The organism is Mumia spirodelae, assembly GCF_050632745.1.
Taxonomy (GTDB): Bacteria; Actinomycetota; Actinomycetes; order Propionibacteriales; family Nocardioidaceae; genus Mumia.
Genome location: NZ_JBODSD010000002.1, coordinates 535,673 through 550,724, shown reverse-complemented (window position 1 = coordinate 550,724; position 15,052 = coordinate 535,673). Strand labels below are relative to the sequence as shown.

Genomic DNA, 15,052 nt, shown 5'->3' with positions numbered 1-15,052 from the left:
ACTGTGCGAGGCGTTCGCGTTGCGAGCAAGGACTCTTGCCAGATGCGCAAGATGCCGTCGGTGCCCGCAGGCGCGCGAATCCGGTGGACGAGGGTGCCAGGATGGAGCTGTGCAGGTGCAGCTCCTCGGTCCCGTCGCGGTCACCGTCGACGGCGAGGCGGTCGATCTCGGTGGTCCGCGCAACCGTGCGCTCGTGGCCAGGCTCGCTCTCGCGGCCCCGCACGCCGTGGCGACCGAGACCTTGGTCGACGACCTGTGGGGAGCGGACCCTCCCCGCCACGCGCACAACGCGCTGCAGTCCGTCGTCTCGCGCACCCGCAGCCGTCTCCCGGCCGGCGTCCTGACGTCGAACGGCGCCGGCTACCGCCTCGCCGTGGCGGCCGACGACGTGGACGCCCACCGTTTCACGCGCCTCGCCGGCGAGGGCCGCCGCCGCGAGGCGCTCGCGGTCTGGACCGGCCGCGCGCTCGAGGGGCTCGACGACGCGCCGTTCGTCCTCCCCGCCATGACCGCGCTCGAGGAGCGGCGGCTCGTCGTCCTCGAGGACAGCCTCGAGAGCGAGATCGCCAGCGGTCGGTACGAGGCGGGCGCCGTCGTCGCCGAGCTCACGGCGCTGGTCGACGAGCACCCCTACCGCGAGCGCCTGTGGGCCGCGCTCATGCGGGTCCTCGCTGCGACCGGCCGCACCGCCGACGCGCTCGCGGCGTACGAGCGTCTCCGCCTCCGGCTCGTCGAGGAGCTCGGGCTCGACCCCGCTCCGGCCACCCAGGAGCTCCACCAGCGGATCCTCAGCGGCGACGTCGGCACCGTGCCGGCAGCGACCGAACGACCCCGCACCAACCTGCGCCTCGCCCTGACGAGCTTCGTCGGCCGCGACGCGACCGTCGCGGAGCTCACCTCCCTGGTCGGCGACAACCGTCTCGTCACCCTGGTCGGTCCGGGCGGCGCCGGCAAGACGCGACTCGCGGTCGAGACCGCCTCGCGCCTCGCGTCGCGATTCCCCGACGGCGTGTGGATCGTCGAGCTCGCCACCGTCACCGATCCCTCCGAGCTCCTCGACGCGATCGTCGGCGCGCTCGACCTGCGCGAGGTGGTCGTGCTGGACCGTCCCAACGAACGACGCACCGACGACCGCACGCGCCTGATCGACGCGCTCGCGGGCCGCCGGACGCTCGTCGTCATGGACAACTGCGAGCACCTCGTCGCCGACGTCGCCGCGGTGACCGAGGACCTGCTCCAGGCAGTGCCCACCCTTCGGGTCGTCGCGACGAGCCGTGAGCCCCTCGACCTCCTCGGTGAGGTGGTCCTACCCGTCGCCTCCCTCGAGGTGCCCGAGGACGGCGCGACCCCGACGGAGGCACTCCGGCGCAGCGCCGTCGACCTCTTCGTCCAGCGGGCCCAGGCGGCCTCGCCAGGCTTCCGGCTCGACGAGACGACGCTGCCGTCGGTGCTCGAGATCTGCCGCCGCCTCGACGGTCAGCCGCTGGCGCTCGAGCTCGCCGCGGCGCGGCTGCGGAGCCTCACCGCACCCCAGGTCGCGGCGCGCCTCGGGGACCGGTTCCGCCTGCTCACCGGCGGCAGCCGCACCGCCCTGCCGCGCCATCGGACGCTGCGCGCGGTGGTCGAGTGGAGCTGGGACCTGCTCGACGACGCCGAGCGTGCGCTCGCCGAGCGCGCGGCCGTGTTCCCGGCCGGCATCTCCGTGCCTGCGGCCGCCGCGGTCGCCGGGACCGACGAGCTCACCGCGCTCGACCTGCTGACGGCGCTCGCCGACAAGTCGCTCCTGGTGCCGGTGACCGACAACCTGGGCGAGCCCCGGTTCCGGATGCTGGAGACGCTGCGCGAGTACGGCGTCGACCAGCTCGTCGAGCGCGGCGAGGCCGACGACGTCCGCCGCGACCACCTCTCCTACTTCCGTCGGCTCGTCCACGAGCTCGAGCCCCGGCTGCGCCGCCGCGACCAGGTCCGGGCCCTCGCCGTGCTCGACGACGAGCGCGGCAACATCCTCGCGGCGATGTCGTACGCGATCGACACCGGTGACGGCGCTTCCGCGGCCTGGATCACCGCCGACCTCGCCTGGTACTTCTCGCTGCGCGGCCAGCACGACGAGATCGCCGATCTCTGCGCCCGCACCCTCGCGATGGGCGTCGCGCTGCCGCCGACCCCGGAGCTGGTGTGCGTGGCGATGCGCTTCGTGGCCGGCCTCGACGATGCCTCGCACGACTCCGGCCGGGCCGCGCTCGTGGAACGGATCACCGCGCTGCGCCAGGACCCCGGCCTCGACCGCGAGGCACCGACCATCACGGTGATCCTCGTCGCGGCGGACCTCTTCTCGACGATGGGGGACGAGGTCGGGCGCCCCGACGTGAGCACCGTCGACCTCTCGGGAGCTCTCCAGCACCCGGATCCATGGGTGAGGTCGGCCGTGCGGTTCGTCCGGCTCGCGTGGCAGGACAACGCGGGAGCCGCGTCGCGCGGCGACGAGGACGACCTCGCCGACGCACTCGAGGGGTTCCGCGAGGTCGGGGACCGGTGGGGGCTGGCGATGGGCGAGTCGACGCTCGCGGCGGCGTACGAGCGCGCGGGTCAGTTCGACACCGCCCGCGACCACCTGCGCTCGGCGCTGGCCCTCCTCACCGAGCTCGGCGCCGACCGCGACGCCGGCCAGCTCCGCGCACGGATCGCCTGGATCGGGATCGGTGACGTCGCGCGCGCCGGCGACGGCGCCGACGTCGCGACGCTGCGCAAGGAGGTGGCCGAGGTCGCCGAGGAGGCCCGGAGATCGGGTTACCGCGACACCGAGGCGTACGCGCTGGTGGCGGCGATCGACCTCGAGCGTTGGGCGGGCGACCCCGAGACCGCACGGCGCCTGGCGTCCGAGCTGGTCGCCGAGCTCGACGGGGACGCGTCGGCGTTCCGGGCGCCGCAGTTCCGCGCGATCGCCCTGAGCGTGTCGGCCCTCGCGCTCCTCCCGTACGACGCCTCCGCCGCGCGGGCCGCGCTGCACCGCGCCGCGGCCGAGTCCCGACGGGCACGGGACATGCCGATCGCCGCGATGGTGGCCACGGCCTCTGCGTCGTACGCGGCGCACGTCGGCGAGCCGGAGCTCGCGGCCCGGCGCCTCGGAGCGGCCCGTCAGATCCGTGGGGCCGAGGACCGCGGCAACGGCGACGGCGTCGTCCTCACCCGTACGCTCCCCGAGGCGCTCGGGCAGGAGCGGTTCGACGCGCTGTTCGCCGAAGGGGCGGCGCTCTCGCGCGGGGACGCCCTCGAGCTCGCCCTCCCGGCGGGGTGATCCACGGTCCATAGCCACCGCGTCGGTGCGCCCGTGGTCACCGCGCCGACGACGGTGACCCCGGGCGCACCGACCGAGGCGCCAGACCGCGCCCCCGGGTGCGAGCCAGACGTCAGGCCTTGCGGCGGTACGCCCGCACCGCCAGCGGGGCGAACACCGCGATGATCGCGCCGGCCATGCCGAGCGTGACGGCCACGTCCGCGGTCTGGACACCGCCGGTGAAGAGGCCCCGGACCGCGTCGGTCAGGTGCGTGACCGGGTTGATGTTGACCCAGCCCTGGAGCCAGCCGGGCATCGTGTCGGGGTCGACGAACATGCTCGACCCGAACGTCAGCGGGAACAGCGCCAGGAAGCCGATGCCCTGCACCGAACCCGACTCGCGCAGCACCATGCCGAGGAAGACCGCGATCCAGCAGAGCGCCCACGCCACCAGGAGCACGAGCAGGCAGCCGGCGACGACCGACCACAGGTTGGTGCTCGCCCGGAACCCGATGACGTACCCGAAGCCGAGGGTCACCACGATCGAGGTCGTGTAGCGGATCCCCTCAGCGGCGACCGCGCCGACCAGGGGTGCCGAGCGGGGGATGGGCAACGACCTGAACCGGTCGAACACGCCCTCCTTGATGTCGGTGTTGAGGTTCACGCCGATCGCGATCGTGCTGAACAGCACGGTCTGCGCCATCAGACCCGGCAGGACGAACTGCAGGTAGTCGTGGGTGGAGCCGGAGATCGCCCCACCGAACAGGTACACGAACGTGACGATGAACAGGATCGGCTGCAGCGTCACGTCGATGAACTGCTCGGGGGTGCGGATCATCTTCTTCACCGACCGGCCGGCCAGCACGAGGGCGTGCCGGACCAGCGGGAGAGGTGCGGCGTCCCCGCGCGTGGGGACGAGGGTCGCGGCGGACATCAGACGAGCTCCTTCTCGGGAGTGGCGGGGGAGGAGGTGGTCTTGCCGGTGAGGGCGAAGAACACCTCGTCGAGGTCGGGCAGGGCGAGCGCGAGCTCGGCGACGGCGATGCCGCGCGCGTCGAGGTCGCGGACGACCGTGCTGAGGACGCGGTCGTCGTCGACCGGGACGGCGACGGTGCCCTTCGTCGGCTGGTCGGCCGGGCGGCCGGCGATGCCGGTGAGCAGCGCGGCGACGTCGCCGAGGTCGCGCGGGTCGCTCGGACGGACCTGCAGGCTGCGGCCACCGACGAGGGACTTGAGCTCGTGCGGGGTGCCCTCGGCGATGACGCGACCGTGGTCGATCACGGTGATCCGGTCGGCGAGGGCGTCGGCCTCCTCGAGGTACTGGGTGGTCAGGAGGACGGTCGTCCCGGCGTCGGTCAGCTCGCGCACCACCGCCCACATGTCGTCGCGCTTGCTCGGGTCCAGGCCGGTGGTCGGCTCGTCGAGGAAGATGACCTGGGGCCGACCGACGAGGCTGGCCGCAAGGTCGAGGCGTCGGCGCATGCCGCCGGAGTACGTCCGCGCACGGCGGTCGGCGGCCTCGGTCAGCCCGAACTGCTCCAGCAGCTCGTCCGCGCGGCGCGCGGCGTCCCGCCGGGAGAGGTCGAGCAGCCGCGCGACGAGCACGAGGTTCTCGCGGCCGGTGAGCTGCTCGTCGACCGCGGCGTACTGGCCGGTGAGGCCGATCGCGCGGCGCACCTCGTCGGGCTGGCGGGCCACGTCGTACCCGGCGACCGTGGCGTGACCGCCGTCGGCCTGCAGGAGCGTCGCGAGGATGCGGACGGCGGTCGTCTTGCCGGCGCCGTTGGGGCCGAGGACGCCCAGCACCGTCCCGGCCGGCACGGCGAGGTCGACGCCGGCGAGAGCCTGGGTGTCTCCGAAGCGCTTGGTGAGCCCTTCGGCGAAGATCACATCGTTCATGCTCCTACCGTCGGCGGGAGCGCTGTCGCGCCGCTGTCAGCGCACGCACCGCGGCGTCGGCCCGCTGACAGCGGCGGCTGTCAGGCCTGCCTCGTACGGTCAGGCCTGGCGGGCCTCACGGCCAGCGGTCCTCGACGAGGCGTACGGCCTCGGTGCGCGCCAGCCCGAGACGGCGCAGCTCGCCGACGTACGCGTCCGCCGCGTCGCCGGCAGCGCGGGCCACGTCCTCGGTGAGCACCGAGGAGCGGATGAACGTGCCGCGGCGCCCGAGCGTCTCCACGACGCCCTCGGTCTCCAGGGCACGGTAGGCCTTGGCGACGGTGTTCACCGCGAGGCCCAGATCCTCGGCGAGCGCACGCACCGTCGGGATGCGGGTGCCCGGGCCCAGGACGCCGTCGGCGGCCTGCGACGCGATCTGCCGCCGTACCTGTTCGTACGGGGGTTCGCTCGCGTCGGGATCGATGACGATGCGCACGTCGGCGCCTCCTTGCTTCGGGGTCGGCCCCCACGTCAAGGGTAGGTCGCGGCTGGTGACGTTCGGGCCGGGTTGTCCCGGTACGTCGGGGGCGAGGTTGTCCGCCGCGACCCGTAGGCTGGGAAGCACGATGAGCCTCTCGTTCCCCGTGCCCTCAGACCGCCTGCCGGGCAGCTCCCGCCCCGGCGACGCCCGCGCCGCCTCCGCGCTCGGCGAGCCCGGTGGCGGCGGTCACGACCGCCCCAGCGACGAGGAGATCGAGGCGCGACGCGCCGCGCAGGCCGAGCGGCTCCTCGAGGGGCTCAACGAGCCGCAGCGCGCGGCCGTCACGCACACCGGCGGCCCGCTCCTGGTCGTCGCCGGCGCCGGCTCGGGCAAGACCCGCGTGCTCACCCGGCGCATCGCCTGGATGATCTCGCAGCACCGCGTCCACCCCGGCTCGATCCTCGCCATCACCTTCACCAACAAGGCGGCGGCGGAGATGAGGGAGCGCGTCGCGGACCTCGTCGGCGGGCGGGCGCGCCTGATGTGGGTGTCGACGTTCCACTCGGCGTGCGTGCGCATCCTCCGCAAGGAGGCGCAGCGCTTCGGCTACTCGTCCACCTTCACGATCTACGACGCCGCCGACTCCAAGCGGCTGATGACGCAGGTCTGCCGCGACCTCGAGCTCGACCCCAAGCGGTTCCCGCCGCGCGGAGTGCTCAACTGGGTCTCCAACCTCAAGAACGAGCTCGTGGACCACGAGCAGGCGGCGTCCAAGGCGCACAACGACACCGAGCGGGCGTACGCGTCGGCCTACTCGGCCTACCAGGAGCGCCTGCGCGCCTCCAACGCCATGGACTTCGACGACCTGATCATGACGACGGTCCACCTGTTCCAGGCCTTCCCGGACGTCGCCGACGTCTACCGCCGCCGGTTCCGTCACGTCCTCGTCGACGAGTACCAGGACACCAACCACGCCCAGTACGTCCTCATCCGCGAGCTGTGCACCGAGCCCGACTCCGACCTTCTCGTGGTGGGCGACTCGGACCAGTCGATCTACGCGTTCCGGGGCGCCAACATCCGCAACATCCTCGAGTTCGAGGCCGACTTCCCGACCGCGACGACGATCCTGCTCGAGCAGAACTACCGCTCGACGCAGTCGATCCTCGACGCGGCCAACGCCGTCATCTCGCGCAACGAGGGCCGCAAGAAGAAGAACCTCTGGTCGGCACAGGGCAAGGGCGAGGCGATCGTCGGCTACGTCGCCGACGACGAGCACGCCGAGGCCCAGTACGTCGCCGACGAGGTTGACCGGCTCACCGACGAGGGTCTCGCCAAGCCGAGCGACGTCGCCGTCTTCTACCGGACCAACGCGCAGTCACGTGTGTTCGAGGAGGTGTTCATCCGCGTCGGCCTGCCCTACCGCGTCGTCGGCGGGGTGCGCTTCTACGAGCGCAAGGAGATCAAGGACGCCATCGCGTACCTCCGCGTGCTGGTCAACCCGGCCGACTCCGTCTCCCTGCGACGTATCCTCAACACGCCCAAGCGCGGCATCGGCGACCGGGCCGAGGCCGTCGTCGGGGCGTACGCCGACCGGCTCCGCATCACGTTCTGGGAGGCGCTCCAGCGGGCCGAGGAGGCGCCCGGCATCGCCACCCGGTCGCTCAAGCAGATCGCGGGCTTCGTGGAGACCATCACCGGCCTGCAGGAGATGGCGGCCTCCGGCGAGCCCGTGGACGTCGTCATTGAGGCGACGCTCGCGCGCTCGGGATACCTCGACGAGCTCGAGAACAGCACCGACCCGCAGGACGAGGCCCGGGTGGAGAACCTCTCCGAGCTCGTCGCCGTCGCCCGCGAGTTCGTCTCCGACGCCGCGACGCTCGCGGCCGACGCCGTCGACACCGAGGACGACGTGCTCGAGCCGGGGTCGGTCGCGGCCTTCCTCGAGCGTGTCTCGCTCGTGGCCGACGCCGACTCCATCCCCGACTCCGGCGACGGCATGGTCACGCTGATGACGCTGCACACCGCCAAGGGCCTCGAGTTCCCGGTCGTGTTCCTCACCGGGCTCGAGGAGTCGGTGTTCCCGCACATGCGGTCGATGGGCGACCCCAAGGAGCTCGAGGAGGAGCGCCGGATCGCCTACGTGGGCCTGACGCGTGCCGAGCAGCGTCTCTACGTCACGCGGGCCCTGGTCCGCTCCGCGTGGGGCGCGCCGTCGCACAACCCGCCGTCGCGGTTCCTCGACGAGATCCCGGACGCGCTGGTCGACTGGAAGCGCACCCAGGCCGACACGACGACGTGGTCGGGTGGCTACCTGCCGCGCCGGACGGCGGCGGCTCCGCTGCGGTCGGCGACGGCCGACAAGGCGAGCAAGACCAAGCGCGACGTCCCGAGCCTCTCGCCGGGCGACCGCGTCTCGCACGACACCTTCGGTCTCGGCACCGTCGTGGCCGTCGAGGGCGCCGGCGACCGGGCCGTGGCGTCGGTCGACTTCGGGTCCGAGGGCGTCAAGCGGCTGCTGCTGCGCTACGCGCCCGTCGAGAAGCTCTGACTCCTCGCCCGCGGGCCGCCGTCTGGCGCTCGTGGGTGACGTCGCTAAGCGGTCCCGTCCGACGCTCGTGAGGTCGTACGAGCAGGTTCACGCCGGCCCTAGCAGCTCGCTCTTGTGGGAAACCGCGGCCACCAGAGGCCAGGAACAGCGAACGGTGGCTCGGGAGTGCGCGCAACATGGCTCGCGGGTGCGCCGAGAGTGGCTCGCGGGGTCAGGGGTTGACGTTGTGCTCGCGCAGCGCGGTCAGTGGGTCGACCGGCGTGTCCGGGGTCGGACGCACCTCGAGGTGGAGGTGCGGGCCGGTGACGTTGCCGGTCGAGCCGACGTAGCCGATCAGCGTGCCGGGCTCGACCGAGTCCCCGACGCTGGCCTTGATGGAGGACTGGTGGCAGTACCAGATCTCCGTGCCGTCCTCGAGCGTGAGCACGGTCTTGTTGCCGTACGCGCCGTCGTAGCCGGTGCTCGTGATCGTGCCGCGGGCGATCGCGACCAGCGGCGTGCCCGACGGGGCGGCGAAGTCGAGACCGGTGTGGACCGTGGACCACAGCGAGCTCGACTGGCCGAAGCGCGCGGTCAGGCGGTAGCCCGTCAGCGGGAGGACCCACTGGTTCTTCTTGATCTCCTTCGAGCGCGCCTCGGTCTTGTCGGCGAGCTGCGCGAGCGCGGAGCTGAGCTGCGCGGCCTGCTGCTCGGCCTGCTTCGCGATCAGGGCGCGGTCGAAGTCACGGGTCACGTCGACGTTGTTGGGGTCGTAGCGCTTCGCCGCCGCGCCGCCGGTGCCGCTCGCATCGGCGGAGAGCGCCTTGAAGTCGGCGGTCTCCATGACGGGCGGCTTCGCCGACGACATCGCGACGGCGCCGAAGCCCGCGACCACGAGGGCGGCCGCACCGATGACGGCCGGCGTCGGGAGGCCGAAGCGGCGATCACGCGTGCGGGTGCGCGAGGAGCGCGAGCCGGGCGGTGTCGCGCGACGCGACGCCCGCAGCTCGCCGGAGCGGCGCTCGGTGATGGTGGTGTGCTCCGAGACCGCGTCGATCGTCGCCGTCGCCTCGGCGGGGATCGGGGGGAGCTCCGCGGCGCGCTTGCCGCGGTAGGACGAGGAGGTGGTGGAGACCGGCGGGGCGCTCTCACGAGGGGCGCTCTCTGCGGCCGGCTCCGCGCGACGCGAGCGGCGGCCGGGGGCCGAGGACTCGGACGGGGCCGAGGGCTTGTGCGGGTCGTGCGAGGCGGTGAACCCGACCGGGGTCGCCGCCTGGGGAAGGGCGGTCAGCGGGGGGCTGACCTCCGTATGCGCCGGGACCTCCGTGTGGACCGCGGTGATCTCGGTGCGGATCAGGGTCGTCTCTGCGGGAGAGGCCGGCATCGGTGTCGGGGTGACCTGCGGGGAGCGTGTCGCTTCACCGGCCGGGGAGGCCGTACGGCCTGCTACTCGGCGCCCGCTCGTGCTGGCGGAGACGTTGGCGGTGGGGGAGTCCGTGGATCGCGAGATGCCCCTCTTGGGCTTCTCGGCGCGGCGCTTGGGCGCGGGGCGCGACGTCACGGACTCAACCTCCAGGTTCGGGTGTCAGCTGTCGACCCTAGCGGAAGCGCCCCCGTTACCGAAGAGTGACAACTGGACCACTGTCCAGCATCTTGGGCAGATGGTCAAGGACGGTGGTCGGATCGCCGCGATTGCAGGAGACGACCACCGTTCCGTGACCTGTGTCTCACTCCGAGGACATGCGGGGGCCCTCTTCACGAGCCGCCCGGGACGGCCCGACGGCGGTCGCCGACACCGTCGCGCGCACCGCCGCGGCCACCTCGTCCGGACGTGTCCAGGGCACCCAGTGGCCGGCGTCCAGCTCGTGCCGCGTGTGGTGCGGGGCGTGGCGTGACAGCCCGTCGTACAGAGAAGGGGAGAGGAAGTCGTCCTTCGTGGGGACGACGAGCGTCACCGGGACCTCCGTGCGCGAGGGGAGTGGCGCGGACGCCGAGCGGAACGCGTTCGCGCGGTACAGGTTGAGGCCGTTCGCCGCGTTGCGCGCGAAGTCCCCCGACCAGTGGTGGTCGGTCAGGCCCTGCGACCGCGTCAGCGTCCGCCGTACGCGAGTCGTCGCCCGGCGGATGACCAGCTCGGGGACGAGGGGCAGCTGGAACGCGAGGATGTACCACGACTTGGTGAGCTGGTCGGCGAGCTGCCTCCAGCGCCGCTCGCGGAGGGCGGTCCGCAGGTAGGCGCCGTACAGACGCAGGTCCGGCCCGCTGATGGAGACGTACGACGCCACCCGGCCCTTCAGGCGGGGATCGTCGCCGGCGGCGAAGACCGCCGCCCACAGCTGCACCGATCCCCAGTCGTGGCCGACCAGGTGGACCGGGCCGCCGTCGGGACGGACCGCGTCGAGCACGGCGACGAGGTCGTCGACGAGTCGCTCCACCCGGTAGCCGGCGCGGTCGCGAGGAGCGGACGAGCCGCCGGTGCCGCGGACGTCGTAGGTGACGACGTCGTGGTCGTCGAGGAGGGGTACGACGCGGTCCCACACGTGGTGGTCGTCGGGATAGCCGTGGACCAGCACGACCGTCGGCCCGTCGGGGTCCCCGCTCCGGTTGGCCGCGAGAGTCACGCCGGAAGAAGGCACACTGAACGCGAGCGCAGGGAAGGACGGGCTGTCGACGTCGGTCATGCGCGGATGGTAGTCCGTGCACCCCGTGAGGCTGTGACCAGGATCACGGGACTACAGTCCAAAAGGTTGTACGGCAGCGTACCTGTACCAAAGGACGGCATCACCGTGGATCTGATGGAGTACCAGGCGAAGGAGCTCTTCGCCAAGCACGGGGTTCCCGTGACGCTCGGCGTCGTGGCGAACACCCCCGAAGAGGCGCAGCAGGGCGCCGAAGACCTGGGTGGCGCAGTCGTCGTCAAGGCCCAGGTCAAGGCCGGCGGCCGTGGCAAGGCGGGCGGCGTCAAGTTCGCCCCGACCCCGGCCGAGGCTCGTGACCGTGCCGCGGACATCCTCGGGATGGAGATCAAGGGACTCACGGTCAACCGGGTCCTGATCGCTCCCGCTGCCAGCATCGAGGACGAGTACTACTTCTCGTTCCTGCTCGACCGCGCGAACCGCCAGTACCTGTGCATCGCCTCGGTCGAGGGCGGCGTCGAGATCGAGGAGGTCGCCAAGACCAACCCCGATGCCGTCAAGCAGATCCCGATCGACCCGGGCACCGGCGTCGACGAGGCGAAGGCTCGTGAGATCGCGACCGAGGCCGCCTTCCCGGAGCCCGTCTTCGAGCAGGCCGTCACGATGATCCAGGCGCTGTGGAAGGTCTTCGTCGAGGAGGACGCCACCCTCGTCGAGGTCAACCCGCTCGCCCGTCTCGCCGGGGACCAGCTCGAGGCCCTCGACGGCAAGGTGTCGCTGGACGACAACGCCGACTTCCGTCACCCCGAGCACGAGGCGTTCGTCGACAAGAGCGCGGAGAACCCGCTCGAGGCGAAGGCCAAGGAGCTCGACCTCAACTACGTCAAGCTCGAGGGCCAGGTCGGCATCATCGGCAACGGTGCAGGTCTCGTGATGTCGACCCTCGACGTCGTCGCGTACGCCGGCGAGGCCCACGGCGGCGTCAAGCCCGCCAACTTCCTCGACATCGGTGGCGGCGCCAACGCCCAGGTGATGGCGAACGGCCTCGACGTGATCCTCGGCGATCCCGACGTCAAGGCGGTCTTCGTCAACGTCTTCGGCGGCATCACGGCGTGCGACGAGGTCGCCAACGGCATCGTGGGCGCTCTCGACCTGCTCGGCGACGCGGCGACCAAGCCGCTCGTGGTCCGCCTCGACGGCAACAACGTCGAGCTCGGCCGGCAGATCTTGAACGAGCGCAACCACCCGCTGGTCACCCTCGTCGACACCATGGACGGCGCGGCCGACAAGGCCGCCGAGCTGGCGAACGCCTGAGAGGGGACGAGGACATGTCCATCTACCTGAACAAGGACTCCAAGATCATCGTCCAGGGCATCACCGGCGGGATGGGTGCCAAGCACACCGCCCTGATGCTCGACGCCGGCTCCAACATCGTCGGCGGCGTCAACGCCCGCAAGGCCGGCACCACGGTGACGCACAAGAAGGACGGCGCGGACGTCGAGCTGCCCGTGTTCGGCACCGTCAAGGAGGCGATGGCCGAGACCGGCGCCGACGTGTCGGTCGTCTTCGTGCCGCCGGCCTTCACCAAGGACGCCTGCGTCGAGGCGATCGACGCCGGCATCGGCCTGCTCGTCGTCATCACCGAGGGTGTGCCGGTCCAGGACACGGCCGAGGTCTGGTCGTACCTGCAGGGCAAGCAGACCCGCATGATCGGCCCGAACTGCCCCGGCATCATCACGCCGGAGGAGTCGCTCGCCGGCATCACGCCGCACACCATCGCGGGCAAGGGCCCGATCGGTCTCGTGTCGAAGTCGGGCACGCTGACCTACCAGATGATGTACGAGCTGTCGGACTACGGCTTCTCGACCGCCATCGGCATCGGCGGCGACCCGGTCATCGGCACGACCCACATCGACGCGCTCGAGGCGTTCGAGAACGACCCCGAGACCAAGGCGATCGTCATGATCGGCGAGATCGGCGGCGACGCCGAGGAGCGGGCCGCGGCCTACATCAAGGCCAACGTCACCAAGCCGGTCGTCGGCTACGTCGCGGGCTTCACCGCCCCGGAGGGCAAGACGATGGGCCACGCGGGCGCGATCGTGTCCGGCTCGTCCGGCACGGCCGAGGCCAAGAAGGAGGCCCTCGAGGCCGCCGGCGTCAAGGTCGGCAAGACGCCGTCCGAGACCGCCGAGCTCATGCGCGAGATCCTCAAGGGTCTCTGACGCAGGACCTCGTACGAGGCGCCCCGACCGCTCGCCGGTCGGGGCGCCTCTGCGTGTGCGGGGTCGGCGCCGTACGGGCTCGCGCCCCGGAGGCCTGCGGTGGGACCAGGCTCACCGCCCGGGGTCGGAGGGGGTCAGCGCCAGTACGCGAGGCGCTGACCGGCGCGGTCGGCGACCTGCACGAACTGCGCGGAGCTGAGGTCCGCGCGCTTCGTCCCGGACTGCGCGACCTCGGTGACCGTGGCACCGCGCACGACCAGCGCGAGGCGGTAGCTGATCACCGACTTGCGGCCGGTCTCGAAGGACATCCGCCACGTCTTGCCGCTGTAGCCCGCTCCCCGGACCGCCTTCCCGGCGACCACCGTGGCCGCCTGGTTGCGGTCCTCGCACTTCGCGATCCGCTTCTCGAGGCCGCGGACGAACGTGCGCGCCTGCGCCGGGGTACGGAACGTGGCGATGGACTGCCCGATGCCGAACGTCCGCGGCGCCGCCTTGTCGTTGGGCACGACGTACAGGCGCCCGCGCGCCTTCGCGACGCCACGCGTGAGGAAGTTGGCCCGGTCGCACATGGTGGCGGCGGGGTTGTCGCTGGGAGCCTTCGGCTCGGTGCCCGCCCAGGGCTGCGTCTGCGCCCCGACCGGGGGGAGGTCGGCGGCGGCGAGGAAGCCGGGGTTGGACGAGGTCCGGGGCAGCGGGGCGCCGACGACCTTCGTCGAGGTCGTGCAGGGGCCGCCCGACGAAGCACAGGCGAGCCGCATGCCGTCGACGAGGGTCTGGCCGAACGCGACGACGGACGGCGCGGCAGTGCCGTCCGTGCGGTGCACGAGCATCGTGTTGACCACGCCGGTCTGCATCAGGCCGATCGTGAGCGTGCGGGTCGGCGAGGTGAGCTCGCGCAGCCGCACGATCGTGACCGGGGACGCCGCGCCGTCGATCGTGGCGGTGCCGGAGGTGATCTGGACGCGCGGCACGGCGCAGTCGGCGTACCACTGCAGCCGGCGCTTGAAGGCCTGCTGCGCCGCCGTGGCGTCGTGCGCGACCTCGAGGACGTGGACCGCCTGCTCGGGCTGCCCGTACGCCTCGAACTCGCGCACGTAGGTCTTGACCGGGTTGCTGGTCGCGAAGCGTCGCGGCGCGCAGGAGGTCAGCGGGTCGCCCTCGGAGGCGCGCGCGCTCTCCGCAGCGGCGGTGTCGGCGGTGGCCGCCTCCTTCTCCTCGTCGCCGCTCGGCTCGTCGGCGGAGGTGGTGACGGTGGTCCAGTCGCGGGCCGGGTTGATCCGGCCGACCTCGGTGGCGTTGAGGAGCGACCGCGCGGTGACCGCGTCGCCGGGGCGGGCGGCCTCGACGGGCCGCTCGCCGACGCGGTTGCGCTCCTGCGCCTGGGCCTGGCTCATCGGCGAGGCCGGCGCGACCGCCAGCCCGGCAGCGACGACGGCGGCAGTGGCCGCGGCGACGGCGCCGAGCGTACGGCGTCGGCTGCGCTTGCGCGCCTTGGCGCGGATCGCGCTCGGGCGGGGGAGCGTGATGCGCTCGGAGATCTCCGAGAGACCGAGGAGCCGGCTCTCGACCTGCCCGATGCTCTGACCGAGGGCCTGCTCGAGGGCGGTGACGGCCTGCTGCGTCTCGGTGACCGCCTCCGCGTCGGTGATGGCCAGGTCACGCGCCGCGGACGACAGGTCGAGCTCGCCGAGGGTCTGGAGGATGATCAGGCGCCGCGTGCGGCTCGGGAGGTCCTGCAGCGCCTCGATGAGCGCCAGGTCGCTGTCGTCCTCGTGCCGCCGGCGCCACGGCCGGGTGCCCCGGGCCAGCCGGGCGTGGCGGAACGCCTCGCCGCGGACGAACGCGAGCGGGTCACGGGAACGCTGCTTGCCCCAGCCCTGCCACGCCTTCTCGTACGCCTCGGTGACCGCTTCCTGGGTGAGGGCGCGGTCTCCGCTCTCGGCGTACGTGAGGTGCGTCACGTACCGGCTGGTGGAGTCGTAGAAGGTGTCGAACTCTTCCACCTTCGGCATGACTCGGATCTCCCTACGGTCG

The 15,052-nt window shown here is 72.4% G+C and carries 10 protein-coding genes; 4 read left to right on the top strand and 6 right to left on the bottom strand.

What is annotated here, in order from left to right; translation table 11 throughout:
- Positions 1–109 precede the first annotated feature (109 nt).
- The gene (locus ACQSSQ_RS12170; RefSeq protein ID WP_431327343.1) at positions 110–3,295 is read left to right on the top strand and encodes an ATP-binding protein; all 3,186 of its coding nucleotides are present in this window, start codon (positions 110–112) and stop codon (positions 3,293–3,295) included.
- A 112-nt stretch (positions 3,296–3,407) separates the two neighbouring features.
- On the opposite strand, the gene ACQSSQ_RS12165 is transcribed toward ACQSSQ_RS12170, so the two are convergent.
- The 3 genes from ACQSSQ_RS12165 to ACQSSQ_RS12155 all read right to left on the bottom strand — a co-directional run bounded on the left by ACQSSQ_RS12165 (position 3,408) and on the right by ACQSSQ_RS12155 (position 5,648).
- Complete coding sequence (locus ACQSSQ_RS12165; RefSeq protein WP_431327342.1) at positions 3,408–4,208, bottom strand: ABC transporter permease; 801 nt, start codon at positions 4,206–4,208, stop codon at positions 3,408–3,410.
- Positions 4,208–5,173 carry an ATP-binding cassette domain-containing protein gene (locus ACQSSQ_RS12160; RefSeq protein ID WP_431327341.1) on the bottom strand — a complete coding sequence of 322 codons (966 nt, stop codon included), beginning with the start codon at positions 5,171–5,173 and terminating at the stop codon, positions 4,208–4,210. The genes ACQSSQ_RS12165 and ACQSSQ_RS12160 overlap by 1 nt, the downstream gene beginning before the upstream one ends.
- A 115-nt stretch (positions 5,174–5,288) precedes the next feature.
- The gene (locus tag ACQSSQ_RS12155) at positions 5,289–5,648 is read right to left on the bottom strand and encodes a GntR family transcriptional regulator (RefSeq protein WP_431327340.1); all 360 of its coding nucleotides are present in this window, start codon (positions 5,646–5,648) and stop codon (positions 5,289–5,291) included.
- Positions 5,649–5,778: 130 nt separating this feature from the next.
- On the opposite strand from ACQSSQ_RS12155, the gene pcrA reads away from it, so the two are divergent.
- On the top strand, positions 5,779–8,181 hold the full coding sequence (gene pcrA / locus ACQSSQ_RS12150) for a DNA helicase PcrA (RefSeq protein ID WP_431327339.1): 2,403 nt from the start codon (positions 5,779–5,781) through the stop codon (positions 8,179–8,181).
- 211 nt (positions 8,182–8,392) lie between these two features.
- Here pcrA and ACQSSQ_RS12145 read toward each other — a convergent pair whose 3' ends face one another.
- Both ACQSSQ_RS12145 and ACQSSQ_RS12140 read right to left on the bottom strand, forming a co-directional pair.
- Positions 8,393–9,721 (bottom strand): M23 family metallopeptidase, encoded by a 1,329-nt coding sequence (locus tag ACQSSQ_RS12145; RefSeq protein WP_431327338.1) that lies wholly within the window; start codon positions 9,719–9,721, stop codon positions 8,393–8,395.
- A 166-nt stretch (positions 9,722–9,887) separates the two neighbouring features.
- Positions 9,888–10,841, bottom strand: coding sequence for an alpha/beta fold hydrolase (locus ACQSSQ_RS12140; protein WP_431327337.1), 954 nt, complete (start codon positions 10,839–10,841; stop codon positions 9,888–9,890).
- Between the two features lie 105 nt (positions 10,842–10,946).
- Here ACQSSQ_RS12140 and sucC point away from each other — a divergent pair, with 105 nt between their 5' ends.
- Both sucC and sucD read left to right on the top strand, forming a co-directional pair.
- On the top strand, positions 10,947–12,110 hold the full coding sequence (gene sucC, locus ACQSSQ_RS12135) for an ADP-forming succinate--CoA ligase subunit beta (RefSeq protein ID WP_431327336.1): 1,164 nt from the start codon (positions 10,947–10,949) through the stop codon (positions 12,108–12,110).
- Positions 12,111–12,124: 14 nt separating this feature from the next.
- A complete protein-coding gene (gene sucD / locus ACQSSQ_RS12130) occupies positions 12,125–13,018 on the top strand; it encodes a succinate--CoA ligase subunit alpha (RefSeq protein ID WP_431327335.1) in 894 nt (297 codons plus the stop codon).
- Positions 13,019–13,152: 134 nt separating this feature from the next.
- On the opposite strand, the gene ACQSSQ_RS12125 is transcribed toward sucD, so the two are convergent.
- Positions 13,153–15,030, bottom strand: a complete 1,878-nt coding sequence (locus ACQSSQ_RS12125; RefSeq protein WP_431327334.1) for a hypothetical protein — start codon at positions 15,028–15,030, stop codon at positions 13,153–13,155.
- Between the last annotated feature and the right edge of the window lie 22 nt (positions 15,031–15,052).